Here is a 19002-nt window from a genome sequence, read left to right on the forward strand (position 1 = left end):
ATCCGTGTTGCCGTTCGAGAAAGGGCAGGCGACGATGCGGCCACTCACCACTTCCAGCGAGACACGCCGCATGCCCGCCGCCCTCCAACGCCGACCCTGGGTTCCCGCCGCCAGCGAAGAGCATGTGCTCGCCATTGCCGGAGATGCCGCCGCGCGCGATGCCGCGGGCGTGGTGGCCGAGATCGAGAGGCTGGTCGACGACAACCACCGCATCCACGACCGGGAAGGGCTGAACCTGAACCCCGCCACCAACGTGATGAACCCCGCCGCGGAGGCGCTGCTGTCGCGCGGGCTGGGTTCGCGCGCGTCGCTCGGCTATCCCGGCGACAAGTACGAGGTGGGCCTGGAGGCCATCGAGCGCATCGAGGTCATCGCGGCCGAGCTGGCTGCCGAGGTGTTCGGCTCGACCTTCGCCGAAGTGCGCGTGAGTTCCGGTGCGCTGTCGAACCTCTACGTGTTCATGGCGACCTGCCAGCCGGGCGACACCATCATTGCGCCGCCGCCGGCCATTGGCGGCCATGTCACCCACCATGCGGCTGGCGCGGCCGGCCTCTATGGACTGAAGACCGTGCCCGCGCCGGTCGATGCCGACGGCTACACGGTCGACGTGGCCGCGCTGGCACGGCTCGCACGCGAGGTGAAGCCCAGGCTCATCACCATCGGCGGCAGCCTGAACCTCTTTCCGCACCCGGTGCCGGCCATCCGCGAGATTGCCGACAGCGTCGGTGCCAAGCTGCTCTTCGATGCCGCGCATCTCTCGGGCATGGTGGCCGGCAAGGCCTGGCCGCAGCCGCTCGAGGAGGGCGCGCATGCGATCACCATGAGCACCTACAAGAGCCTCGGCGGCCCGGCGGGCGGGCTGATCGTGTCGAACGACGCAGCGCTGATGGAACGCATCGACGCCATCGCCTACCCAGGCCTCACCGCCAATTCCGATGCGGGGCGCGCTGCGGCGCTGGCCCGCGGCCTGCTTGACTGGAAGGTGCATGGCAAAGCCTACGCGGCAGCCATGCGCGACACCGCGCAGGCGCTTGCGCGTGCCCTCGATGCCGAGGGATTGCCGGTGTTTGCCAAGGCGCGCGGCTTCACGCAATCGCATCAGTTCGCTGTAGCGGCCGCGCGCTGGGGCGGGGGTCAGCAGGCCGCGAAGAAGCTCGCCCGCGGCGGCCTGCTGGCCTGCGGCATCGGCCTGCCCATGGCGCCGGTCGAAGGCGACGTCAACGGCCTGCGACTCGGTGTACCGGAAATCGTGCGGCTCGGTTTCACACCTGAAGACATGCCGCAGCTCGCCTCGTGGATCGCCCGGGCGCTCGAAGGGGACGCGGTCTCCGTTGCCGCCGAGGTGCGCGAGCGCCGCACACGCCAGGGCGGCCTGCGCTACATCGTTCGCTGAGTCAGCGCGAACGTCCTTGCCGGTAGGTGCCGGCGTGGGTCTTCGACAGCTCGGCAGCCTCGGCCAGCCGCGCCATCGACCGGCCCACCTGCGCATGCGTGATGGCAATGCCCAGTGCATCGGCCGCATCGGCGCCAGGCAGCCCCGGCAGGTCGAGCAGCCGCTTCACCATCTCCTGCACCTGGGCCTTGGCGGCCTGGCCGTGGCCGGCGACCGCCTTCTTCATCTGCAGGGCCGTGTATTCGGCCACCGTGAGATTGCTGTTCACCAGCGAAGTGACGCAGGCGCCGCGCGCCTGGCCCAGCAGCAGCGTCGATTGCGGGTTGACGTTGACGAAGATGATTTCGACCGCCGAGGCATCGGGCTGGTAGCGCGCGGTGATTTCGGCGATGCCGTCGAACAGCACTTTGAGGCGCGCCGGAAGATTGCCGCTGCCCAGGTGCCGCGTGCTGATGGTGCCGCTCGCGACATAGCGCAGCGCATGGCCGTCCGCATCCACCACGCCGAAACCGGTGGTCAGAAGGCCGGGGTCGATGCCGAGGATGCGCATGTCAGAGGTTGAAGTACCAGCGGATCGAGTGAAAGAAGATGGGCGCCGCGAAGCACAGCGCATCGACGCGGTCGAGCAGGCCGTTCGCCCCCGTGACGCCCACGCCCTTCTTGCCCCAGTTGGGAATGCCGCGGTCACGCTTGAGCGCCTTCATCACCAGGTGGCCCATCGAGCCCGCGATGCAGGCGATGACGGACACCGCGAGCGCCTGGCCGAACTTGAAAGGCGTGATGAACGAGAACAGCGCGCCCACCAGGCTGGCCACCCCGATGCCGATGCCCCAGCTGGTCCAGTTGAAGCTGCGGCTCACGTTGGGCGCAAAGGGCGTGCGCTGCGTGCGGCGCGAAATCACGTGCTGTACCAGCACCGAGGTCTGCACCACGAACACCAGGAAGAACACGAGAAAGGCACTCTTGCCCTCGTAGCCCGGAAAGCTCAGGAGCAGCAGCGCCGGCACATGGCTCATGCCGTAGACGCAGACCATGATGCCCCACTGCAGCTTGGCATTGCGCTCGAGAAAATGGCTTGGGTCGTCGGCCAGCGCGCTCGCGACCGGGATCGCGAGGAACACGTAGACCGGAATGAACACGGTGAACAGGTCGAAGCGCGCGGTGGCCACGAGCCAGAACTGGATTGGCAACACCACGAAGAACGCCAGGATCAGGCTGCGGTGGTCGCCGCGCCGCGTGGGCGAGAGCGTGATGAACTCCCGCAGCGCAAAGAAGGCGATGAGCGCGAACAGCACGGTGGCCACGGTTTCGCCCAAGGCCCAGCCGACCCAGAACACGATCACCATGAACCAGGTGGTGCCCAGCAGTTTTCGGTAGTGCGCCAGCTCGGCTTGCCAGGCGGCGTCGTGCACGGGGTTGCGGCGCTCCCTGAAGGTCAGGAAGAAGGCCGTGGTGCTGACGATCACGAGCAGGCCGAAGACGATGAGAAAAAGGGCCGCGACCTGCTGGGTCGGGGTGAGGCTGCGCAGGAACTGGTTCATGTCAGGCGTCGCGCAATGCAATCACCGCGGCACGTGCGCGATCGAGGAAGGGACGGCGCTCTTCGCTTTCCTCGACGCGGATCGGCGCACCGAAAGTGACGGAGCACAGGATGGGCACCGGCACGATCTCGCCCTTGGGCATGACGCGCTGCACGTTGTCGATCCAAGCGGGCACCAGCACCACTTCGGGAAACATCGTCGCGAGCGTGTAGAGGCCCGACTTGAACTTCTGCGGCTCCCCGGTGTGGCCGCGCGTGCCTTCGGGAAAGATGATGATCGAGTCGCCGCTGCGCAGCGCCTCGACCAGCGGTGCCAGCGGATCGGGCGCGGGCGGCTCCGTTGCTGCTTCCATGGCCGGCGGCTGTACCGGTGGGAGAGGGGGCGGGGGAGGAGGTGGTGGTGGCGGAGCGGGGAGGTCGAGCCGCCCCTGAACTTCGTCCACCGCCTCGGGGGTGACGTCGACCAGGAACGGCGTCATCGGCAGCAGCGGCTCCATGGAAGGCTCGATCCGCTCGGCTTGCGCTGCAGCCACGTTCCGCGCGGGCGCAGGCACTGGCGCTGGCGGAGCCTCGGGCGCTGGCGGCGCGGCTGGCGACGTGGCACCCGCCGGCGCCGTGGCCGCGCGCTCCACGTACACCGCGTTGAACACCTCGGTCGTGATCCAGCGCTTGAACGGCGTGTTGGCCCAGTAGTCGCGCGCCGCAATCGGCCGCGTGATGCTGCGCAACTCTTCGGGCAGGGCGGCCCAGATCATCACGAGGTCGGCGTGGCTCTGGTGGTTGGCGAAATAGATGCGCTGCTCGGCCTTCGGCGGACAGCCATACCAGCGTGCCTGGGCCCCCGTGAGCAAGCGGACGATCCCCAACAACAACCAACCCGTGAGCTTTGCCAGCATGGGCGCGATGATACGGGGCATGCGATGGCGTTTCGATCCTCTTTCTCTGGTGTGGGCGGTGGCCCTGTTGCTTGTTCTCGTGCTGCTGGCCACCGTCGGTGCGCGCTGGGGCTGGTTGCGGAGTTTCTTCGGCGACGTGCTGGCCGTGGCGTGGGTCTACCTCGTCTTCAAGAGCTTCGTTGCCGCGCGCGTGCTGCCGCTCGCGCTGGCGGCGCTCGGCGTGGGCCTGGCGGTCGAACTGGGGCAGTTCCTGGCATCGGCCTGGCACCTGCACATTCCGAACCGCGCCCTGCGCATCGTGCTCGGCAGCACGGCCGACTGGTGGGATGTGCTGGCCTACGTGATCGGCTTCGCGGCGGTGCTGGCCGTCGAGGCGGTGTGCGGCGCCGTCAGGGCAGCTCGGCCGCCGGCATCCGCGCCACGATGGTCGAAACCCGCCCGTTGAGATAGGACGAGCCGACCCTGCGCTCGAAGAACTTGGGGCTGGGCAGCATCACGGCCAGGCGCGCGGCCTCGCCGGCGCTCAAGCGCGAGGCGGGCTTCCTGAAGTAGTACTGGGACGCCGCCTCGGCGCCGAACACGCCTTCGCCCCATTCGACGTTGTTGAGATAGATCTCGAGGATGCGGCGCTTGTCGAGCAGCACCTCGAGCAGCGTGGCGAGCACCAGCTCCTGGCCTTTGCGCAGCAGCGTGCGCTCGCCGGAGAGCAGCAGGTTCTTCGCGAGCTGCTGCGTGATGGTGGAGCCGCCGCGCAGCTGCACCGGGCGCACCGGCTTGCCGCGCGCCACGGCACGCGCGGCGCGCCGGGCTGCCAGCTCCTCGGCCTTGGCATTGCGCTGCCGCGCGCGCTCGATGGCTTCCCATTCCACGCCGTTGTGGTCGATGAAGTCGGCGTCCTCGCTGGCGATGACGGCACGCTTGAGGTTGTCGCTGATCTGCGTGTAGGGCACCCACTCCTGGCGCCATGCGCCCTTGCTGCCCTGATGGATGGCGATCTGCCAGGCTTCGGAGCGCTGGAATGCGGTGCTCTGCGGATCGACCACCGCCATGGCCGCGATGCGCGCCACGAAGAAGAGCTCCATCGCCAGGCCCGCCAACAGCAGGCAGGCGACCAGGCGCAGCAGGCCCTTCATTGGCCGGCGGCGAGCGAGGCGCGCAGCTCGGCCAGCACCTCTGCGGCGGGCGGGCGCACGCCGCGCCAGATCTCGAAAGCTTCGGCCGCCTGCTCGACCAGCATGCCGAGCCCATCGCGCGGCACGGCACCGTGCGCCTCGGCCCAGGCCATGAAGCCGGCGGCGGCGGGGCCGTACATCAGGTCGACTGCGAGCGCGCCCGCGCGCAGCACCTGCGCGCGCACCGGCACCGCATCGCCCGCCAGGCTGGAGGCGGTGGCATTGACCACCACGTCGAAATTGCCGGGTACTTCGTCGAGCGCCCAGGCTTCGAGCGTGGCGCCGTGGCGCAGTGCCAGGGCGGCATGGCGCTGCACCAGGGCCATCGCCTTGCCGACGGTCCGGTTGGCCACCACGATGCGCGAGGCGCCCGCATCGAGCAACGGCCCCAGCACGCCGGCGGCCGCGCCGCCCGCGCCGATGAGCAGCAGTTCGCAGCCTGCGAGCGGCACGGCGGCGTTGCGCACGATGTCGTTGACGAGGCCGATGCCGTCGGTGTTGTCGGCGTGAATGCTGCCGTCGGCTTCGAAGCGCAGCGTGTTGACCGCCTGGGCGAGCAGCGCCCGCTCGCTGGTGTGCTGCGCAATGGCGGCGGCGTCGAACTTGAAAGGCACGGTGACGTTGCAGCCGCGTGCGGTGTCGCCGCGCTCTGCGGCTTCGCGCCTGAAGCCGGCAATGCCGTCGGCAAAAGCGCCGATCGGCACGAGCCGGCGGCTGTAGTCCATCTGCTGGCCGCAGAGTTCGGCAAATCGGGCATGGATGCGGGGCGAGCGGCTGTGCTCGACGGGGTTGCCCACTACGCAGTACAGGTCCATGGTGCCGTGATTCGCCGTTGTTGCGATGCTATTGGGAGGAGATCTCGATGGTTTCGTCGCGCGTGAACTTGAAGCGCGACTGCAGCACGATCTGGTCGGTCTCTTTTCGCATCGCGTCGGTGAACTTGCCGAAGTTGCCGATGCTGTGCACGATGGCCTTGGCACGGCGGTCGAGCGTGGTGTCGCCCGAGCTTTCATCCACCACGGTATCGAGCAGCTTGCCGTCGTGGTTGATGGTGATCGTCATCTTGAGCTCGCCATAGAGCTTCTTGCCGGCCGCCGTGGGGAAGTTCTCGGTGCCTCGCAGCTCGACGCGGCGGCGCAGCGTGTCCACGTAGATGGCATAGGCCGCCTCGCGGGTGGAGGGGCTCAGGTAGCGCTTCTTGGGGCGTGCGTTTTCTTCGTTCACGCGCCGTTCGATTTCGGCCAGCAGCTCCACCATCTGGCGCCGCTTTTCCTCGCGCGCAACGGATTCCTTCGGATCGCCCGAGGCGCGCGGGTCCGGCGCGGGCATGGCGGCCAAGTCGCGCTTGAGTTGCGCGAGCAACTGCATCTGCTGGGCCTGCATGGCCTCGACCTGGCGCCGCGCTTCCTCGACCGAGTCGCCCACGGCGGTGAAGCTCGACGGCGGCAGCGGGCTGGTGGCGCGGCCCCGTTCGAGGTCGCCACCGCCCGCGAGCGAGGTCTGCGCCATCACCCGGGTCTTGGCGTCGGGCTTGTCGTGCGTCTTGCTGTTGACCAGGATCACTTCGAGCGGCGTTTCGCTGAAGACCCGGTTGAACGACTCGGGGTCGACGAAGCGCACCGCGAGAAGTGCGGCGTGCAGAATGACCGACACGCCGAGTGCGATCTGCAGCGTGCTCAGATCCCTGAAGTTCATGGACGACGGTCCTCCGGGCTCATTGAATGGCCTCTGCTGCCCTGCGGGCTGCGGTGCTGGGCACCTTCGGGTGGCCGGGCGGTGCTCATGCCGGCGTGTTCTCGGGTGCCGCCTCGCTGTCGGTCAAATCGACGGCAATGGCGATGGGGCCCGCGACTTCTTCCAGATCTTCGTCGCCGCCTTCTTCTTCCTCGGCCGCGGCATCGGCCTTGGGGGCGTCGAGGCGCTCGAGCACCGTGCCGTGCACGTCGAGCGCGATTTCATCGATCTCGCCGAGCTTGACGCGCAGGCGTGCGCCGCGTTCCTGCTGGCCCGCCACCGGAAACACCAGCGGCAGCGTGTCCGCGCGCACCAGGGCGCCGTTCTGGATGTCCTTGATGACGGTCGCTTCGATCTCGGTGATGCCCTGCTGCTCCAGGTACTTGAGCGTCCAGAAGCGTTCCATGCCGCCCTGGTAGGCGTTGTAGGTCGCGTAGGCAGCGTCGAAGCCCGAAAGAATCGAGAACAGGTCGGCATCCTTCGGCTTGAAGGGCGCGGCCAGCGCGGCGGTCTTGCCGTGGCGCGCGGCCGCGATGATCTGCCACTGGTTCACGAGGTCGGTGTAGCGGCGCAGCGGCGAGGTGCTCCAGGCATAGCTCTTCACGCCGAGGCCCGCGTGCGGCAGCGCCCGCGTGCCCATGCGCACCTTGATGCCGGGCGCCAGGCTGGCCTGGCTGCGGTAGAGCCCGGGCACGCCGAGTTCGCCGAGCCAGCCGCCCCAGCTGCTGTTGGCCAGGATCATCGCTTCGGACACGATCAGGTCGAGCGGCGCGCCGCGCTGGCGCGTGGTGATCTGCACCTGCTCGCTGCCGTTCGGCTCGCCGTCGTTGCCGACCAGGCGGAAGTTGTAGTCGGGCCGGTTGAAGTTCTCGGGCTTGCCGCGCACCACTTCGCGCTGGGCCTTGAGCTGCTTTGCGAGACGGAACAGGAAGGAGAGCGGGGCGCGCAGCTTCGCAGCCGCCTCGGGCGTGTTCCCGTTCGAGAACGAGGCGTCCTCGAGCCAGGGCTGCGTGACGACGCTGTCCAGCTGGTCGTGCCGCAGGTTGGCCACGATGGGCACGCGTTCGAGCTTCGTCTCGCTCGATTGCAGTTCGAGCGTGGCTTCGTCGAAGCGCACGTAGAGCGACACCGCGGGCCGGTCACCGCCTTCGAGCAGCGTGTAGGCGTTGACCACCTCGTCGGGCAGCATGGTGATCTTGTAGCCCGGCATGTAGACCGTGGACATGCGATTGCGCGCCACCTGGTCGATGGGGCTGCCCGGCGTCAGCGCCAGGCCGGGCGCCGCGATGTGGATGCCCACCGTGACGGTGCCGCTGCCCAGGCCCTGCACCGACAGCGCGTCGTCGATCTCGGTGGTTTGCGAATCGTCGATCGAGAATGCCTCCACGCCTGTGGCAACCGGCAGGTCGTCCACGATGGCCGGTGCGGCGAGCGCCGGAAAACCGGTGCCCTTGGGAAAGTTCTCGAACAGGAAGCGCCGCCAGTGGAACTGGTAGGCCGAGTCGATGGCGCCCGCGCGCTCCAGCAAATCGAGCGGCGGGCGCTGCGTGGCGCGCGCGGCATCGACCACGGCCTTGTATTCGGGCGCGTTCTTGTCCGGCTTGAACAGGATCTTGTAGAGCTGTTCGCGGATCGGCGGCGGGCACACGCCCTCGGCCAGCTGACCAGCCCATTCGACGATCTGCGCCTGGATGACCTTTTTCTTCTCGATGGCGGCCAGCGCCTGCTGCAGGATCTCGGCGGGCGCTTTCTTGAAGCGCCCCTTGCCCGCGCGGCGAAAGTAGTGCGGCGCCTCGAAAAGCGCAAACAGCGCGGCGGCCTGCTGCGCGAGCGTGGGCTTGTCGCTGAAATAGTCGGATGCAAGCTCGCCGTAGCCGAACTCTCCCTCCGGCGCAAATTCCCAGGCGAGGTCGAGGTCCATCGCGGCGGCGAGGGCGCGCGCTTCGGCGATCAGCTCGGCCGGCGCCGGCTTCTCGAAACGCAGGACGATGTTGGCGCCCTTGACCTTGACGCGCTTGCCCGTGTCGAGCTCGACCTGCGCCGATGCTTCGGCCTCCGACAGCACGCGGCCACCGAGGTACTTGCCGGCTTCTTCAAACAATACAAACATGCCCGGATTGTCCCAGACTTGGTACACCCCCAGGCTTGCCCGCTTCCGCGGCGTGTTGTCCGGACTTCAGATGGGGTTGATGAACGCCATCACGTCGTCGAGGTGGTTTTCCTCGAAGTCGGACAGCGCGTGGTCGCCTCCCTCGAGCAGCTTGATGTTGCTGTCGGGGTAGCGCGCCGAGGTTTCATGCCAGTCGAGCGCCTCGTCGCCCTTGGCGATGATGGCCAGCACGCGCTCGGGGCGCGTGAGCGCGCCGACTTCCATGGTGCGCAGCTCCTGGATGTACTCGGGCCGAAAATAGAAATGCTCGGCCGGGTCTTGCCACGTGGTCTGGTCGCCGATGTAGAGCGCGAGGTCGCGCGCCGGATGCACCGCCGGATTGAGCAGCACGGTGCGGCATCGCGTCATGCCCGCCACATAGGTGGCATAGAAGCCGCCGAGCGAAGAACCCACCACCGCCATCGACTTGCGCGGCCAGTCCGCGATGCCCTTCATGATCATGTCGATGGCTTCGCGCGGAGAGGGAGGCAACTGCGGGCACCACCACTGCAGGTCCGGATGCTCCCGTGCCACGCGCTGTGCCATGAGCCGCGCCTTGGTCGACCGGGGCGAGGAGCGAAATCCGTGCAGGTACAACAGATGAGTGGTTTGCGGGTCCATGCGTGGTGGAGACTGAAAGTGGTGCGGTCGACTCAACTCCTTCGGTAAAGGAGCCGGGTAATTTTGCATGAGGTCCATGGGCGCAAAGCGCCCTCCGGAGCCCAGGTCTCCGGGATGCGGGCTTCTTGCAGGAAGGTGTCGGTGTACCACTGTGGCCCCCTGAGCGCGGGGATTTTCTTTGCTCGATCTGCTCGGCGTCTGCCTTCGGGAAATCGAAAGTATTCAACTTTCGCCTGCGGCGATTTCGGCCGGGCCGCAGGTGTGGCAAGCCAGCCTCAGTTTCGCGGCCCGCGGAGGCGGGGGGCATCCCATGAAAACGGGAGGCTTCGCGGCCGTGCGGCCTAGCGCCGAGGCTTATGCTCACGCCATGAACATCGAGGCTCTGGATGCGGGACTGACACGCCGTTGGGGCGTGCTCGTCGTCGAGGACGACAGCCGCGCGCGCGCCTTCTTCGAGGCCAGCGTGCAGCGCAGCCCGCGCCTGTTCTGGCTGGGAAGCGCAGGCACGGTGCAAGAGGCGTTGGCCTGGCTGGCCCAGACCAGCACCATTCCCGACGTGCTGCTGGTCGACCTCGGCATGCCCGATGGCAGCGGGCTGGACGTGATCCGCGAGGCCGTGGCGCGCTTTCCCGGCTGCGAGCCGCTGGTGATTTCCGTCTTCGGCGATGAAGAAAACGTGCTCTCCAGCATCGAGGCCGGTGCCGTCGGCTATATCCACAAGGACGCCGCCCCCGAGGACATTGCACAAACCATCGTCGAGATGAAGGCCGGCGCATCACCGATCTCGCCCATGATCGCGCGGCGCGTGCTCGCCAAATACCGCAGCTTGCAACTGGCGGGCACCCCCGCCACCGTGGCTGCGCCCGAGGCCGCCGCCGACATCGCGGCGCCGAGCCTGCTTTCGGCCCGCGAACATGAAGTGCTGACGCTGATCGCGCGCGGGTTCTCCTATGCGGAAATTGCGCGGCTCAAGGGGCTGAGCGTTCACACGGTGCAGACGCACATCAAGAATCTCTACGGCAAGCTGGCGGTGCATTCCAAGAGTGAGGCCGTGTTCGAAGCCACGCGCCTCGGCCTGCTGTCCCACCCGGGCTGAACCACGTGGCCGGGCGCATGTTCGGAGGCCCGGCACGGGCTCTTCTCGCCATGGGGCTCGCGGTGATGCTGCTGGTCGCGGCGCGTGCCGCAGCGGCTGCGCCGGCGGAGATCCCGATCGAATTGCGGCGCGGCACCGTCACTACCACCATCGACGGCGTCACGCACCAGGCACCCGTCGAGCTGTCCTACCACTGGGATCGCCGGCACGCCGGACGCCCGGGTCTTGCGGATTTCGAGCTGCCTTTCACGCTGGCGGCCGAGCCCGCGACGCCCTGGGGCATCTTCCTTCCCCGCGCCGGCAACGTGCTCGAGGTGCGGCTCAACGACGCCTTGCTGCAGGCTTTTGGCGACCTGGCCCGGGGCAACGGCGCCGACTACGCCAAGGCGCCCATCTATGTGCCGGTGCCGGGGCACCTGCTGAAGGCGGGCGACAACCGCCTGCAGATTCGCATCCGCGCCGACAGCGCCCGCCGCGCCGGGCTTTCGCGCGTGACCATCGGGCCCGCGACGCCGGTGCGCACCGAGCTTTTCGAGCGCGCCTATGCCTGGCGCTTTACCGGCTCCGTGCTGCTGACCGCCTTCAGCCTCATCGTCGGCGGCATCGCGCTGGCCTTGTGGCTCACGCAGGTCGATGCCGGTGCCGATGGACGGCGGCGGCGCGACGGCATCTATTTCTGGGCCGCGCTGGCCGAGTTCTGCTGGGCCTTGCGGGTGGCCGACGGCGTGATTGCCGAACCGCCTCTTTCCTGGGGCTTCTGGGGTGTGCTCATGGCCACCTGCTATGCGGGGTGGGCCGCGTCCGCCATGATGTTCTGCTACCACCTGGCCGGCTGGGACGGCAACCCGCGCATGCGCTGGCTGCGCTGGCCGATGGCCGCCGTGGTGGCCGGAACCTTCGCGGCGAGTGCCATGGCGCTGTACCGCGAGCAGCCCTATTGGCTCACCGGCTGGCTCGCGCTGGAAATCGTGCTCGTTACGCTGTTCGTCGGCGCCTTTGCGGTGGCGACGGTCAGGCGGCCGAACGTGGGGCGCCTGTTGGTGGCGGCCGCGGCGCTGGTGACGCTGGGCTTCGGCACCCGCGACTGGCTCGTGATCCGCCTGAGCGATGCCTACGGCGAGACCACCTGGGTGCGGTATTCGTCGGTGTTCTTCGGCATTGCGCTGCTCCTGATCGTGCTTCGGCGCTTCCATGCCGCGAGCGTCGAGGCGCGTGGCTGGGTCGCGACCCTGGCCGAGCGCGTGGCGCAGCGCGAGCGCGAACTCGCGTCCACCTTCGCGGCGCTGGAGCAGGTGGCGCGCGACCAGGCGCGCACCCACGAGCGCGAACGCATCCTGCGCGACATGCACGACGGCGTGGGTTCGCACATCAGCTCGGCGATCCGGCAGCTGCAGTCGGGCCAGGCGAGTTCCGATGAACTGCTGCGCACGCTGCGCGATTCGCTCGACAAGCTCAAGCTGTCGATCGATTCGATCCATTTGCCGCCCGGCGACGTCGGCGCCCTGCTGGCGGCATTGCGCTACCGGCTGGAGCCGCGGCTGGCGGCCGCCGGCATCGCATTCGAGTGGGCGGTGGACGAGGTGCCCGCGGTAAAGCGGCTCGACGCGCAGGGCATGCGGCAATTGCAGTTCCTGCTGTTCGAGGCCATTTCCAACGTGCTGCAACACGCCCACGCCAAGACGCTCCGGATCGAGGCCGAAAACCTGGCCGGTGCCGTGCAGCTGCGCGTGGTCGACGACGGACAGGGCTTCGACACATCGCGCGTGCCCAGGGCGCTTTCGGAGCGCGCCGTCACGGTCGGCGCCCGGCTGGCGCTCGAAAGCCGACCGGGGCGCACGGTCGTTCGGCTCGATTTCGGCTGAGGTACCTCGCGGGGCGCGGATAATCCGCCCCCATGTCCGCCGTGTTCAATCAGCCCTCCCTGGCGCGCCGAGTCGCGCCCATCTTCCAGGGCTTCGACGGCTTTCTGGCCTTTGCAGTCCTGCTGCTGGCCTTTGCCGGACTGCTCACCATGTATTCGTCGGGCTATGACCACGGCTCGCGCTTTTCCGACCATGGCCGCAACATGCTGCTGGCCGGCTTCATCATGTTCGTGGTGGCCCAGGTGCCGCCGCAGCGGTTGATGATCTTCGCGGTGCCGCTCTATGCCACCGGGGTGGCGCTGCTGGTGGCGGTGGCGCTATTCGGCATCACCAAGAAGGGCGCCACCCGCTGGATCAACATCGGCGTGGTGATCCAGCCCAGCGAGATCCTCAAGATCGCGATGCCGCTGATGCTGGCCTGGTGGTTCCAGCGCCGGGAAGGCCAGTTGCGGCCGCTCGATTTCGTGGTGGCCACGGTGCTGCTGGCGGTGCCGGTGGGGCTCATCATGAAGCAGCCCGACCTGGGCACCTCGCTCCTGGTGCTCGCGGCCGGCATGGCGGTCATCTTTTTCGCCGGGCTGTCGTGGAAGCTGATCGTTCCGCCGGTGGTGATCGGCGCCATTGCCGTGACGCTGATCGTGGGCTTCGAGTCGCAGCTGTGCGCCGACGGCGTCGACTGGCGCGTGCTGCACGACTACCAGAAGCAGCGCGTCTGCACGCTGCTCGATCCGAGCAAGGACCCGCTGGGCAAGGGCTTTCACATCATCCAGGGGATGATCGCCATCGGCTCCGGCGGCGTGGGCGGCAAAGGCTTCATGCAGGGCACGCAGACGCACCTCGAATTCATCCCCGAGCGCACCACCGACTTCATCTTTGCGGCCTACTCCGAGGAATTCGGCCTCGTGGGCAACCTGGCGCTGATCGCGGCCTTCATTCTGCTGATCTTCCGCGGGCTGGCCATCGCGGCCAACGCCACGACGCTGTTCTCGCGGCTCCTGGCGGGGGCGGTGACGATGATTTTCTTCACCTATGCCTTCGTCAACATGGGCATGGTGAGCGGCATCCTGCCCGTGGTGGGCGTGCCGCTGCCGTTCATCAGCTACGGCGGCACCGCCATGGTCACGCTGGGGCTGGGGCTGGGCATTCTGATGTCCATCGCCAGGGCCCGCAAGCTCGCCCAGAACTAGGGCCGTACGCAAAGCGTGGGAGCGAGCAATAATCCCTTCATGATCTCTCGCGAACCCACCATCGAGCGCCTTGCCACGGCGCAACAGCTTCTTCTCACGCCGTTCGGCCTCGACGAATCGCACCTGGGCAAGGCCCTGGCCGAGATCACCGCGCACAAGGTGGACGACGCCGACCTGTACTTCCAGTACACGCGCAGCGAAGGCTGGAGCCTCGAAGAGGGCATCGTCAAGACAGGCAGCTTCAGCATCGACCAGGGCGTCGGCGTGCGTGCGGTCAGCGGCGAAAAAACCGCGTTTGCCTATTCGGACGACATTTCCGAGGCGTCGCTGCTCGATGCCGCGCGCACCGTGCGCTCCATTTCTTCCGCGGGCCGCACCGGCCGGGTGAAGACGGCCACGCGCAAGATTGCGTCGAGCCGCTCGCTCTACAGCGGCATCGACCCCATTTCCACGCTCGACAGCACGGCCAAGGTCAAGCTGCTCGAAAAGGTCGAAAAGCTCGCCCGTTCGCGCGATCCGCGCGTGGCGCAGGTCATGGCGGGCCTCGCGAGCGAGTACGACGTGGTGCTGGTGGCACGCGCCGACGGCACGCTGGCGGCCGACGTGCGGCCGCTGGTGCGCCTGTCGGTCACCGTGATTGCCGAGCAGAACGGCCGGCGCGAAGTCGGCTCAGGCGGCGGGGGCGGGCGCTTCGGGCTGGCCTACTTCACCGACGAGCAGATCGCTGAATACGTCGACCATGCCGTGAAGGCCGCGCTGACCAACCTCGATGCGCGTCCGGCCCCGGCTGGCGAGATGACCGTCGTGCTCGGTTCCGGCTGGCCCGGCATCCTGCTGCACGAGGCCATCGGCCACGGCCTGGAGGGCGACTTCAACCGCAAGGGCTCCAGTGCGTTCTCGGGCCGCATCGGCCAGCGTGTGGCGGCCAAGGGCGTGACCGTGCTCGACGACGGCACCATTGCCGACCGCCGCGGTTCGCTCAATGTCGACGACGAAGGCAACGCGAGCCAGCGCAACGTGCTCATCGAGGACGGCATTCTCAAGGGCTACATCCAGGATTCGCTCAACGCGCGCCTCATGAAGGTCAAGCCCACGGGCAACGGCCGCCGCGAGAGCTACGCCCACGTGCCGATGCCGCGCATGACCAACACCTACATGCTGGGCGGCGACAAGGACCCGAAGGAAATCGTCGCGAGCATCAAGAAGGGCCTCTACGCCACCAACTTCGGCGGCGGGCAGGTCGACATCACGAGCGGCAAGTTCGTGTTCTCCGCAAGCGAAGCCTACTGGGTCGAGAACGGAAAGATCCAGTACCCGGTGAAGGGTGCGACCATCGTGGGCAACGGCCCGGACGCGCTCACCCGCGTGACGATGATCGGCAACGACATGGCGCTCGATTCCGGCGTGGGCACCTGCGGCAAGGAAGGCCAGAGCGTGCCGGTCGGGGTGGGCCAGCCCACCCTGCGCATCGATGGTTTGACCGTAGGCGGAACGGCCTGAGCTTGCTAAGCTCCGCTCCTTATTTTTACAAAGAGGAGCATTCGATGAGGATCAGGATCAATTCGTCCGCGGCCCTGTGGGCCGCGACTGCTGCAGTGGCATTGCTGGCAACGGCCGGCTGCGCATCGCGCGGCGGTTCGGGCACCAGCCAACCCTCGGCCGCACCCGCTGCCGCGCCTGCTGCACCGGCCCGTGCAGGGGCCAAGGCCGGCATGGATGCCCAGGGCAACGTGATCGAATCCTCCAAGGTCGAAGCCGGCAGCGGCCGCACGGTCAAGGGCCTGAACGGCTACGAAGGCGAGATCACCGGCAACCCGACGCGCAACAGCAGGTTCAACCGGCTGCAGATCGGCATGAGCGCGAGGCAGGTCACCGACATTGCCGGCCAGCCGACCGACCAGGGCGGCTATGTGACGGGCAAGGCCTTCATCCCCTTCTATTTCGGCGGCGACCGCCACCGCTACGAGATGACCTACAAGGGCCAGGGCCGGCTGGTTTTCGCGGGCGGTGGCATGGGTGACTACTCGGGCGGCAACCTGATCTGGATCATCCACAACCCCAACGAATCCGGTTACCGCTGACCTTCGGAAGCCCGGCTTTTGCCGGGCCTCCTATTTTCCGTGCTACATTTCGCCCACATGTCCGCCCTCCGCGCTTATTTTTTTGCTTTCTTTTGGTTCCCGGTTTCCGGCGGACGAGAGGCGAGCGCGTAAAGCAAACGAACACCCTCCCAAAACCGCCGGCGCTTCCAGCCCCGGCGGTTTTTTTATGCCCTGACGATCTTCACACCCACAAGGAAAGCACCATGAGCACGAACACTGCCCCGACCAGCGACAGCTGGTATGCGAGCGTCGAAAAAACCAGCAAGACCGACGACGAACGCATCAAGGACATCAACGTGCTGCCCCCTCCTGAACATCTGATCCGCTTCTTCCCGATTCGCGGCACGCCGGTCGAAACGCTGATCGAAGGCACGCGCCGCAACATCCACAACATCATGGCCGGCAAGGACGACCGGCTGCTGGTGATCATGGGACCCTGTTCGATCCACGACCCGGCCGCGGCGCTCGAATATGCCCGCCGCCTGAAGGTCGAGCGCGAAAAATACGCCGGCACGCTCGAGATCGTGATGCGCGTGTACTTCGAGAAGCCGCGCACCACGGTCGGCTGGAAGGGTTTGATCAACGATCCGTATCTCGATGAGAGCTTTCGCATCGACGAGGGCCTGCGCATCGCGCGCCAGCTCTTGATCGACATCAACCGCCTGGGCCTGCCGGCGGGCAGCGAGTTTCTCGACGTGATCTCGCCGCAGTACATCGGCGACCTGATTTCCTGGGGCGCCATCGGCGCGCGCACCACCGAAAGCCAGGTGCACCGCGAACTGGCCTCGGGTCTATCGGCACCGATCGGCTTCAAGAACGGCACCGACGGCAACATCCGCATCGCGACCGACGCCATCCAGGCGGCGGCGCGCGGGCATCACTTCCTGTCGGTGCACAAGAACGGCCAGGTCGCGATCGTGCAGACCAACGGCAACCGCGACTGCCACGTGATCCTGCGCGGCGGCAAGGCGCCGAACTACGACGCCGCGAGTGTCGAGGCCGCCTGCAAGGATCTCGAGGCCGCCAAGCTGCCGCCCACGCTGATGGTCGATTGCAGCCACGCCAACAGCTCCAAGCAGCACCAGAAGCAGATCGACGTGGCGAAGGATATCGCCGACCAGATCGCCGGGGGTTCGAACCGCGTCTTCGGCGTGATGGTCGAAAGCCATCTGCAGGCCGGCGCCCAGAAGTTCTCGCCGGGCAAGGACCAGATCTCGGGCCTCGAATACGGCAAGAGCATTACCGATGCGTGCATCGGCTGGGACGACTCCGTGCAGGTGCTCGACACCCTGTCGCAGGCCGTCAAGCAGCGCAGGGGTTAATTAAACGGGGGTCAAAGCATCCCGGCCAGCTCGGGCCAGTGGTGCCGCATGGCAGTGGCTTCGTCGCTGTCGGGCGGCACCAGGGAGAAGTCGGCAAAGTCGAAGCCCGGCCCGACCATGCAGGCGACCAGCGTGTAGTCGCCGCTGGTGTGGCCTTGGATCGGGCGGGCAGCCTGCCACTGGCCGGCCGGCACCACGTGCTGGGGCCGCGTGCCGTGCGCATCGACCGGGCCCAGCCGCACGTGGGCCGGCACGGTGCGCAGGGCGGCGTCGCAGGTCCAGAGTGCCAGCGGCACGCCTTCCAGGTGCACCCAGACTTCGTCCGACAGCACCCGGTGCCAGCGCGAATGCTGCCCCGCCTCGAGCAGAAAGTAGATGCTGGTGAGCGCGCTGCGCGGCGCGCGGCCATCGGTGGGAACCACGCTCGCGGCCGAGCGGAAGACCTCGCTGTACCAGCCACCTTCGGGGTGAGGCTGCAGCTTCAGGCTCTCGATCAGTTCCCGCGCGCGCATGGCGGTCATGATGCCGGCGTGGCACGCAGCGCCGCAAGCAGTTTGTCGTGCACGCCGCCGAAGCCGCCGTTGCTCATGCAGACGATGTGGTCGCCGGGCCGGGCCGCGGCGACGATCTGCGCGATCAGCGGCTCGATGGCGCCGGCCACCTGAGCGCGGTCACCCATCGGCGCGAGCGCTGCCGCGGCGTCCCAGTCGAGCCCCGCCGTGTGGCAGAACGACCGGTCGGCCGACTCCAGGCTCCACGGCAGCTGCGCGGCCATGACACCCAGCTTCATCGTGTTGCTGCGCGGTTCGAAGGCGGCAAGGATGCGCTCGCCTTGCTTGCCGGCGGCATCGAGCTTCTTGCGCAGGCCGTCGAGCGTGGTGCGGATGGCGGTCGGGTGATGGGCGAAATCGTCATACACGGTGATCGCGCCGCCGCTGCGTTCGACGGTGCCGCGCAGTTCCATCCGGCGGCGTACGTTTCTGAAGCTTGCCAGCGCGCGGGCCGCATCGGCCGGCGCCACGCCCACGTGCTCGGCGGCCGCGATGGCGGCCAGCGCGTTCATCTGGTTGTGCAGGCCCGAGAGTTCCCACTCGACCCGGCTCACTGCTTCGCCATTGCGCAGCACGTCGAAGGCGTCATGCGACCCGGAAGCCTGCCATTCGCCGCCCGCGCCAAAACGCGCGAGCCCGCTCCAGCAGCCTTGCGCCAGTACGCGCTGCAGGCTTTCTTCGGTCGCGTTCACCACCAGCCGGCCGGTGCCGGGCACCGTCCGCACGAGATGGTGGAACTGTCGCTCGATGGCGGCAAGGTCGTCGAAGATGTCCGCGTGGTCGAACTCGAGGTTGTTGAGAATCGCGGTGCGCGGGCGGTAATGCACGAACTTGCTTCGCTTGTCGAAGAAGGCGGTGTCGTATTCATCGGCCTCGATGACGAAGGCCGGGCCGTCGCCGAGGCGTGCCGAGACGCCGAAATCGAGCGGGACCCCGCCCACGAGGAAGCCCGGCGCCTTGCCGCCCTTTTCGAGCACCCAGGCCAGCATCGACGTGGTGGTCGTCTTGCCGTGGGTGCCGGCTACGGCCAGCACGTGGCGGCCCAGCAGCACGTGCTCGGCCAGCCACTGCGGACCACTGGTGTAGGGCTTGCCGGCATCGAGGATGGCTTCCATCAGCGGAAACTTGGGCGTGCCGTCGGGAAGCCGGGCCCTCGACACCACGTTGCCGACCACGAACATGTCGGGCGAAAGTGCGAGCTGGTCGGCTGCAAAGCCTTCGATCAGGTCGATGCCGAGCGAGCGAAGCTGGTCGCTCATGGGCGGGTACACGCCGGCGTCGCAGCCGGTGACCCGGTGGCCTGCTTCGCGCGCCAGGGCGGCCAATCCGCCCATGAACGTGCCGCAGATGCCAAGAATATGAATGTGCATCAGGTGA

At 67.6% G+C, this 19002-nt stretch carries 18 protein-coding genes; 8 read left to right on the forward strand and 10 right to left on the reverse strand.

The genetic code is table 11. The annotated features are described in order from the left end of the window. The first annotated feature begins 70 nt into the window (after positions 1–70). Entirely contained in the window at positions 71–1393 is a 1323-nt protein-coding gene (locus ACJ7Z0_RS20345; RefSeq protein WP_434791287.1) for an alpha-methylserine aldolase, read from the forward strand. Position 1394: 1 nt separating this feature from the next. On the opposite strand, the gene ruvC is transcribed toward ACJ7Z0_RS20345, so the two are convergent. Genes ruvC through ACJ7Z0_RS20360 form a run of 3 tightly spaced genes read right to left on the reverse strand, consistent with a single transcriptional unit; the run spans position 1395 to position 3829 of the window. Beyond that, positions 1395–1943: a crossover junction endodeoxyribonuclease RuvC gene (gene ruvC, locus ACJ7Z0_RS20350; RefSeq protein ID WP_013539450.1), complete on the reverse strand. Its 549-nt coding sequence runs from the start codon at positions 1941–1943 to the stop codon at positions 1395–1397. A 1-nt stretch (position 1944) separates the two neighbouring features. Further along, the gene (locus ACJ7Z0_RS20355; protein WP_434791288.1) at positions 1945–2934 is read right to left on the reverse strand and encodes a phosphatidate cytidylyltransferase; all 990 of its coding nucleotides are present in this window, start codon (positions 2932–2934) and stop codon (positions 1945–1947) included. Between the two features lies 1 nt (position 2935). Further along, complete coding sequence (locus ACJ7Z0_RS20360) at positions 2936–3829, reverse strand: lysophospholipid acyltransferase family protein (protein WP_434792698.1); 894 nt, start codon at positions 3827–3829, stop codon at positions 2936–2938. Between the two features lie 7 nt (positions 3830–3836). On the opposite strand from ACJ7Z0_RS20360, the gene ACJ7Z0_RS20365 reads away from it, so the two are divergent. Beyond that, positions 3837–4274: a ribosomal maturation YjgA family protein gene (locus ACJ7Z0_RS20365; protein ID WP_434792699.1), complete on the forward strand. Its 438-nt coding sequence runs from the start codon at positions 3837–3839 to the stop codon at positions 4272–4274. Here the strand turns inward: ACJ7Z0_RS20365 and mtgA are convergent. The 5 genes from mtgA to ACJ7Z0_RS20390 all read right to left on the reverse strand — a co-directional run bounded on the left by mtgA (position 4219) and on the right by ACJ7Z0_RS20390 (position 9505). Further along, a complete protein-coding gene (gene mtgA / locus ACJ7Z0_RS20370) occupies positions 4219–4962 on the reverse strand; it encodes a monofunctional biosynthetic peptidoglycan transglycosylase (RefSeq protein WP_434791289.1) in 744 nt (247 codons plus the stop codon). The genes ACJ7Z0_RS20365 and mtgA overlap by 56 nt on opposite strands. After that, positions 4959–5816 carry a shikimate dehydrogenase gene (aroE, locus tag ACJ7Z0_RS20375; protein ID WP_434791290.1) on the reverse strand — a complete coding sequence of 286 codons (858 nt, stop codon included), beginning with the start codon at positions 5814–5816 and terminating at the stop codon, positions 4959–4961. The genes mtgA and aroE overlap by 4 nt, the downstream gene beginning before the upstream one ends. A gap of 28 nt (positions 5817–5844) precedes the next feature. Next, the gene (locus tag ACJ7Z0_RS20380) at positions 5845–6696 is read right to left on the reverse strand and encodes an energy transducer TonB (protein ID WP_434791291.1); all 852 of its coding nucleotides are present in this window, start codon (positions 6694–6696) and stop codon (positions 5845–5847) included. A gap of 85 nt (positions 6697–6781) precedes the next feature. Continuing rightward, on the reverse strand, positions 6782–8845 hold the full coding sequence (locus ACJ7Z0_RS20385) for a ribonuclease catalytic domain-containing protein (protein ID WP_434791292.1): 2064 nt from the start codon (positions 8843–8845) through the stop codon (positions 6782–6784). Positions 8846–8911: 66 nt separating this feature from the next. After that, complete coding sequence (locus tag ACJ7Z0_RS20390) at positions 8912–9505, reverse strand: YqiA/YcfP family alpha/beta fold hydrolase (protein ID WP_369653270.1); 594 nt, start codon at positions 9503–9505, stop codon at positions 8912–8914. Positions 9506–9872: 367 nt separating this feature from the next. On the opposite strand from ACJ7Z0_RS20390, the gene ACJ7Z0_RS20395 reads away from it, so the two are divergent. The 6 genes from ACJ7Z0_RS20395 to ACJ7Z0_RS20420 all read left to right on the forward strand — a co-directional run bounded on the left by ACJ7Z0_RS20395 (position 9873) and on the right by ACJ7Z0_RS20420 (position 17074). Continuing rightward, a complete protein-coding gene (locus ACJ7Z0_RS20395) occupies positions 9873–10601 on the forward strand; it encodes a response regulator (protein WP_434791293.1) in 729 nt (242 codons plus the stop codon). Between the two features lie 17 nt (positions 10602–10618). Then, positions 10619–12463 (forward strand): sensor histidine kinase, encoded by a 1845-nt coding sequence (locus tag ACJ7Z0_RS20400; protein ID WP_434791294.1) that lies wholly within the window; start codon positions 10619–10621, stop codon positions 12461–12463. A 32-nt stretch (positions 12464–12495) separates the two neighbouring features. Then, the gene (gene rodA / locus ACJ7Z0_RS20405; RefSeq protein WP_434791295.1) at positions 12496–13650 is read left to right on the forward strand and encodes a rod shape-determining protein RodA; all 1155 of its coding nucleotides are present in this window, start codon (positions 12496–12498) and stop codon (positions 13648–13650) included. Positions 13651–13689: 39 nt separating this feature from the next. After that, the gene (tldD, locus tag ACJ7Z0_RS20410; RefSeq protein WP_055801721.1) at positions 13690–15150 is read left to right on the forward strand and encodes a metalloprotease TldD; all 1461 of its coding nucleotides are present in this window, start codon (positions 13690–13692) and stop codon (positions 15148–15150) included. Between the two features lie 44 nt (positions 15151–15194). Then, on the forward strand, positions 15195–15731 hold the full coding sequence (locus tag ACJ7Z0_RS20415) for a hypothetical protein (protein WP_434791296.1): 537 nt from the start codon (positions 15195–15197) through the stop codon (positions 15729–15731). A 224-nt stretch (positions 15732–15955) separates the two neighbouring features. Continuing rightward, positions 15956–17074 (forward strand): 3-deoxy-7-phosphoheptulonate synthase, encoded by a 1119-nt coding sequence (locus ACJ7Z0_RS20420; RefSeq protein WP_434791297.1) that lies wholly within the window; start codon positions 15956–15958, stop codon positions 17072–17074. A gap of 11 nt (positions 17075–17085) precedes the next feature. Here ACJ7Z0_RS20420 and ACJ7Z0_RS20425 read toward each other — a convergent pair whose 3' ends face one another. Together ACJ7Z0_RS20425 and mpl are read right to left on the reverse strand one after the other, a co-directional pair. After that, positions 17086–17595: a cupin domain-containing protein gene (locus ACJ7Z0_RS20425; protein ID WP_434791298.1), complete on the reverse strand. Its 510-nt coding sequence runs from the start codon at positions 17593–17595 to the stop codon at positions 17086–17088. Beyond that, positions 17592–18995: a UDP-N-acetylmuramate:L-alanyl-gamma-D-glutamyl-meso-diaminopimelate ligase gene (mpl, locus tag ACJ7Z0_RS20430; protein ID WP_434791299.1), complete on the reverse strand. Its 1404-nt coding sequence runs from the start codon at positions 18993–18995 to the stop codon at positions 17592–17594. Before mpl ends, ACJ7Z0_RS20425 begins: the two co-directional genes overlap by 4 nt. Positions 18996–19002: the final 7 nt, after the last annotated feature.

Origin of the sequence: Variovorax palleresanus (genome assembly GCF_051144945.1) — a bacterium.
In the GTDB taxonomy this organism is placed as follows: domain Bacteria; phylum Pseudomonadota; class Gammaproteobacteria; order Burkholderiales; family Burkholderiaceae_C; genus Variovorax; species Variovorax paradoxus_S.

What these genes read in the sequence shown, in the direction of transcription:
- ACJ7Z0_RS20345 (WP_434791287.1), top strand. Translation starts at nt 71, where the DNA reads ATGCCCGCCGCCCTCCAACGCCGACCCTGGGTTCCCGCCGCCAGCGAA.
- ruvC (WP_013539450.1), bottom strand. Translation starts at nt 1,943, where the DNA reads ATGCGCATCCTCGGCATCGACCCCGGCCTTCTGACCACCGGTTTCGGC.
- ACJ7Z0_RS20355 (WP_434791288.1), bottom strand. Translation starts at nt 2,934, where the DNA reads ATGAACCAGTTCCTGCGCAGCCTCACCCCGACCCAGCAGGTCGCGGCC.
- ACJ7Z0_RS20360 (WP_434792698.1), bottom strand. Translation starts at nt 3,829, where the DNA reads ATGCTGGCAAAGCTCACGGGTTGGTTGTTGTTGGGGATCGTCCGCTTG.
- ACJ7Z0_RS20365 (WP_434792699.1), top strand. Translation starts at nt 3,837, where the DNA reads ATGATACGGGGCATGCGATGGCGTTTCGATCCTCTTTCTCTGGTGTGG.
- mtgA (WP_434791289.1), bottom strand. Translation starts at nt 4,962, where the DNA reads ATGAAGGGCCTGCTGCGCCTGGTCGCCTGCCTGCTGTTGGCGGGCCTG.
- aroE (WP_434791290.1), bottom strand. Translation starts at nt 5,816, where the DNA reads ATGGACCTGTACTGCGTAGTGGGCAACCCCGTCGAGCACAGCCGCTCG.
- ACJ7Z0_RS20380 (WP_434791291.1), bottom strand. Translation starts at nt 6,696, where the DNA reads ATGAACTTCAGGGATCTGAGCACGCTGCAGATCGCACTCGGCGTGTCG.
- ACJ7Z0_RS20385 (WP_434791292.1), bottom strand. Translation starts at nt 8,845, where the DNA reads ATGTTTGTATTGTTTGAAGAAGCCGGCAAGTACCTCGGTGGCCGCGTG.
- ACJ7Z0_RS20390 (WP_369653270.1), bottom strand. Translation starts at nt 9,505, where the DNA reads ATGGACCCGCAAACCACTCATCTGTTGTACCTGCACGGATTTCGCTCC.
- ACJ7Z0_RS20395 (WP_434791293.1), top strand. Translation starts at nt 9,873, where the DNA reads ATGAACATCGAGGCTCTGGATGCGGGACTGACACGCCGTTGGGGCGTG.
- ACJ7Z0_RS20400 (WP_434791294.1), top strand. Translation starts at nt 10,619, where the DNA reads ATGTTCGGAGGCCCGGCACGGGCTCTTCTCGCCATGGGGCTCGCGGTG.
- rodA (WP_434791295.1), top strand. Translation starts at nt 12,496, where the DNA reads ATGTCCGCCGTGTTCAATCAGCCCTCCCTGGCGCGCCGAGTCGCGCCC.
- tldD (WP_055801721.1), top strand. Translation starts at nt 13,690, where the DNA reads ATGATCTCTCGCGAACCCACCATCGAGCGCCTTGCCACGGCGCAACAG.
- ACJ7Z0_RS20415 (WP_434791296.1), top strand. Translation starts at nt 15,195, where the DNA reads ATGAGGATCAGGATCAATTCGTCCGCGGCCCTGTGGGCCGCGACTGCT.
- ACJ7Z0_RS20420 (WP_434791297.1), top strand. Translation starts at nt 15,956, where the DNA reads ATGAGCACGAACACTGCCCCGACCAGCGACAGCTGGTATGCGAGCGTC.
- ACJ7Z0_RS20425 (WP_434791298.1), bottom strand. Translation starts at nt 17,595, where the DNA reads ATGACCGCCATGCGCGCGCGGGAACTGATCGAGAGCCTGAAGCTGCAG.
- mpl (WP_434791299.1), bottom strand. Translation starts at nt 18,995, where the DNA reads ATGCACATTCATATTCTTGGCATCTGCGGCACGTTCATGGGCGGATTG.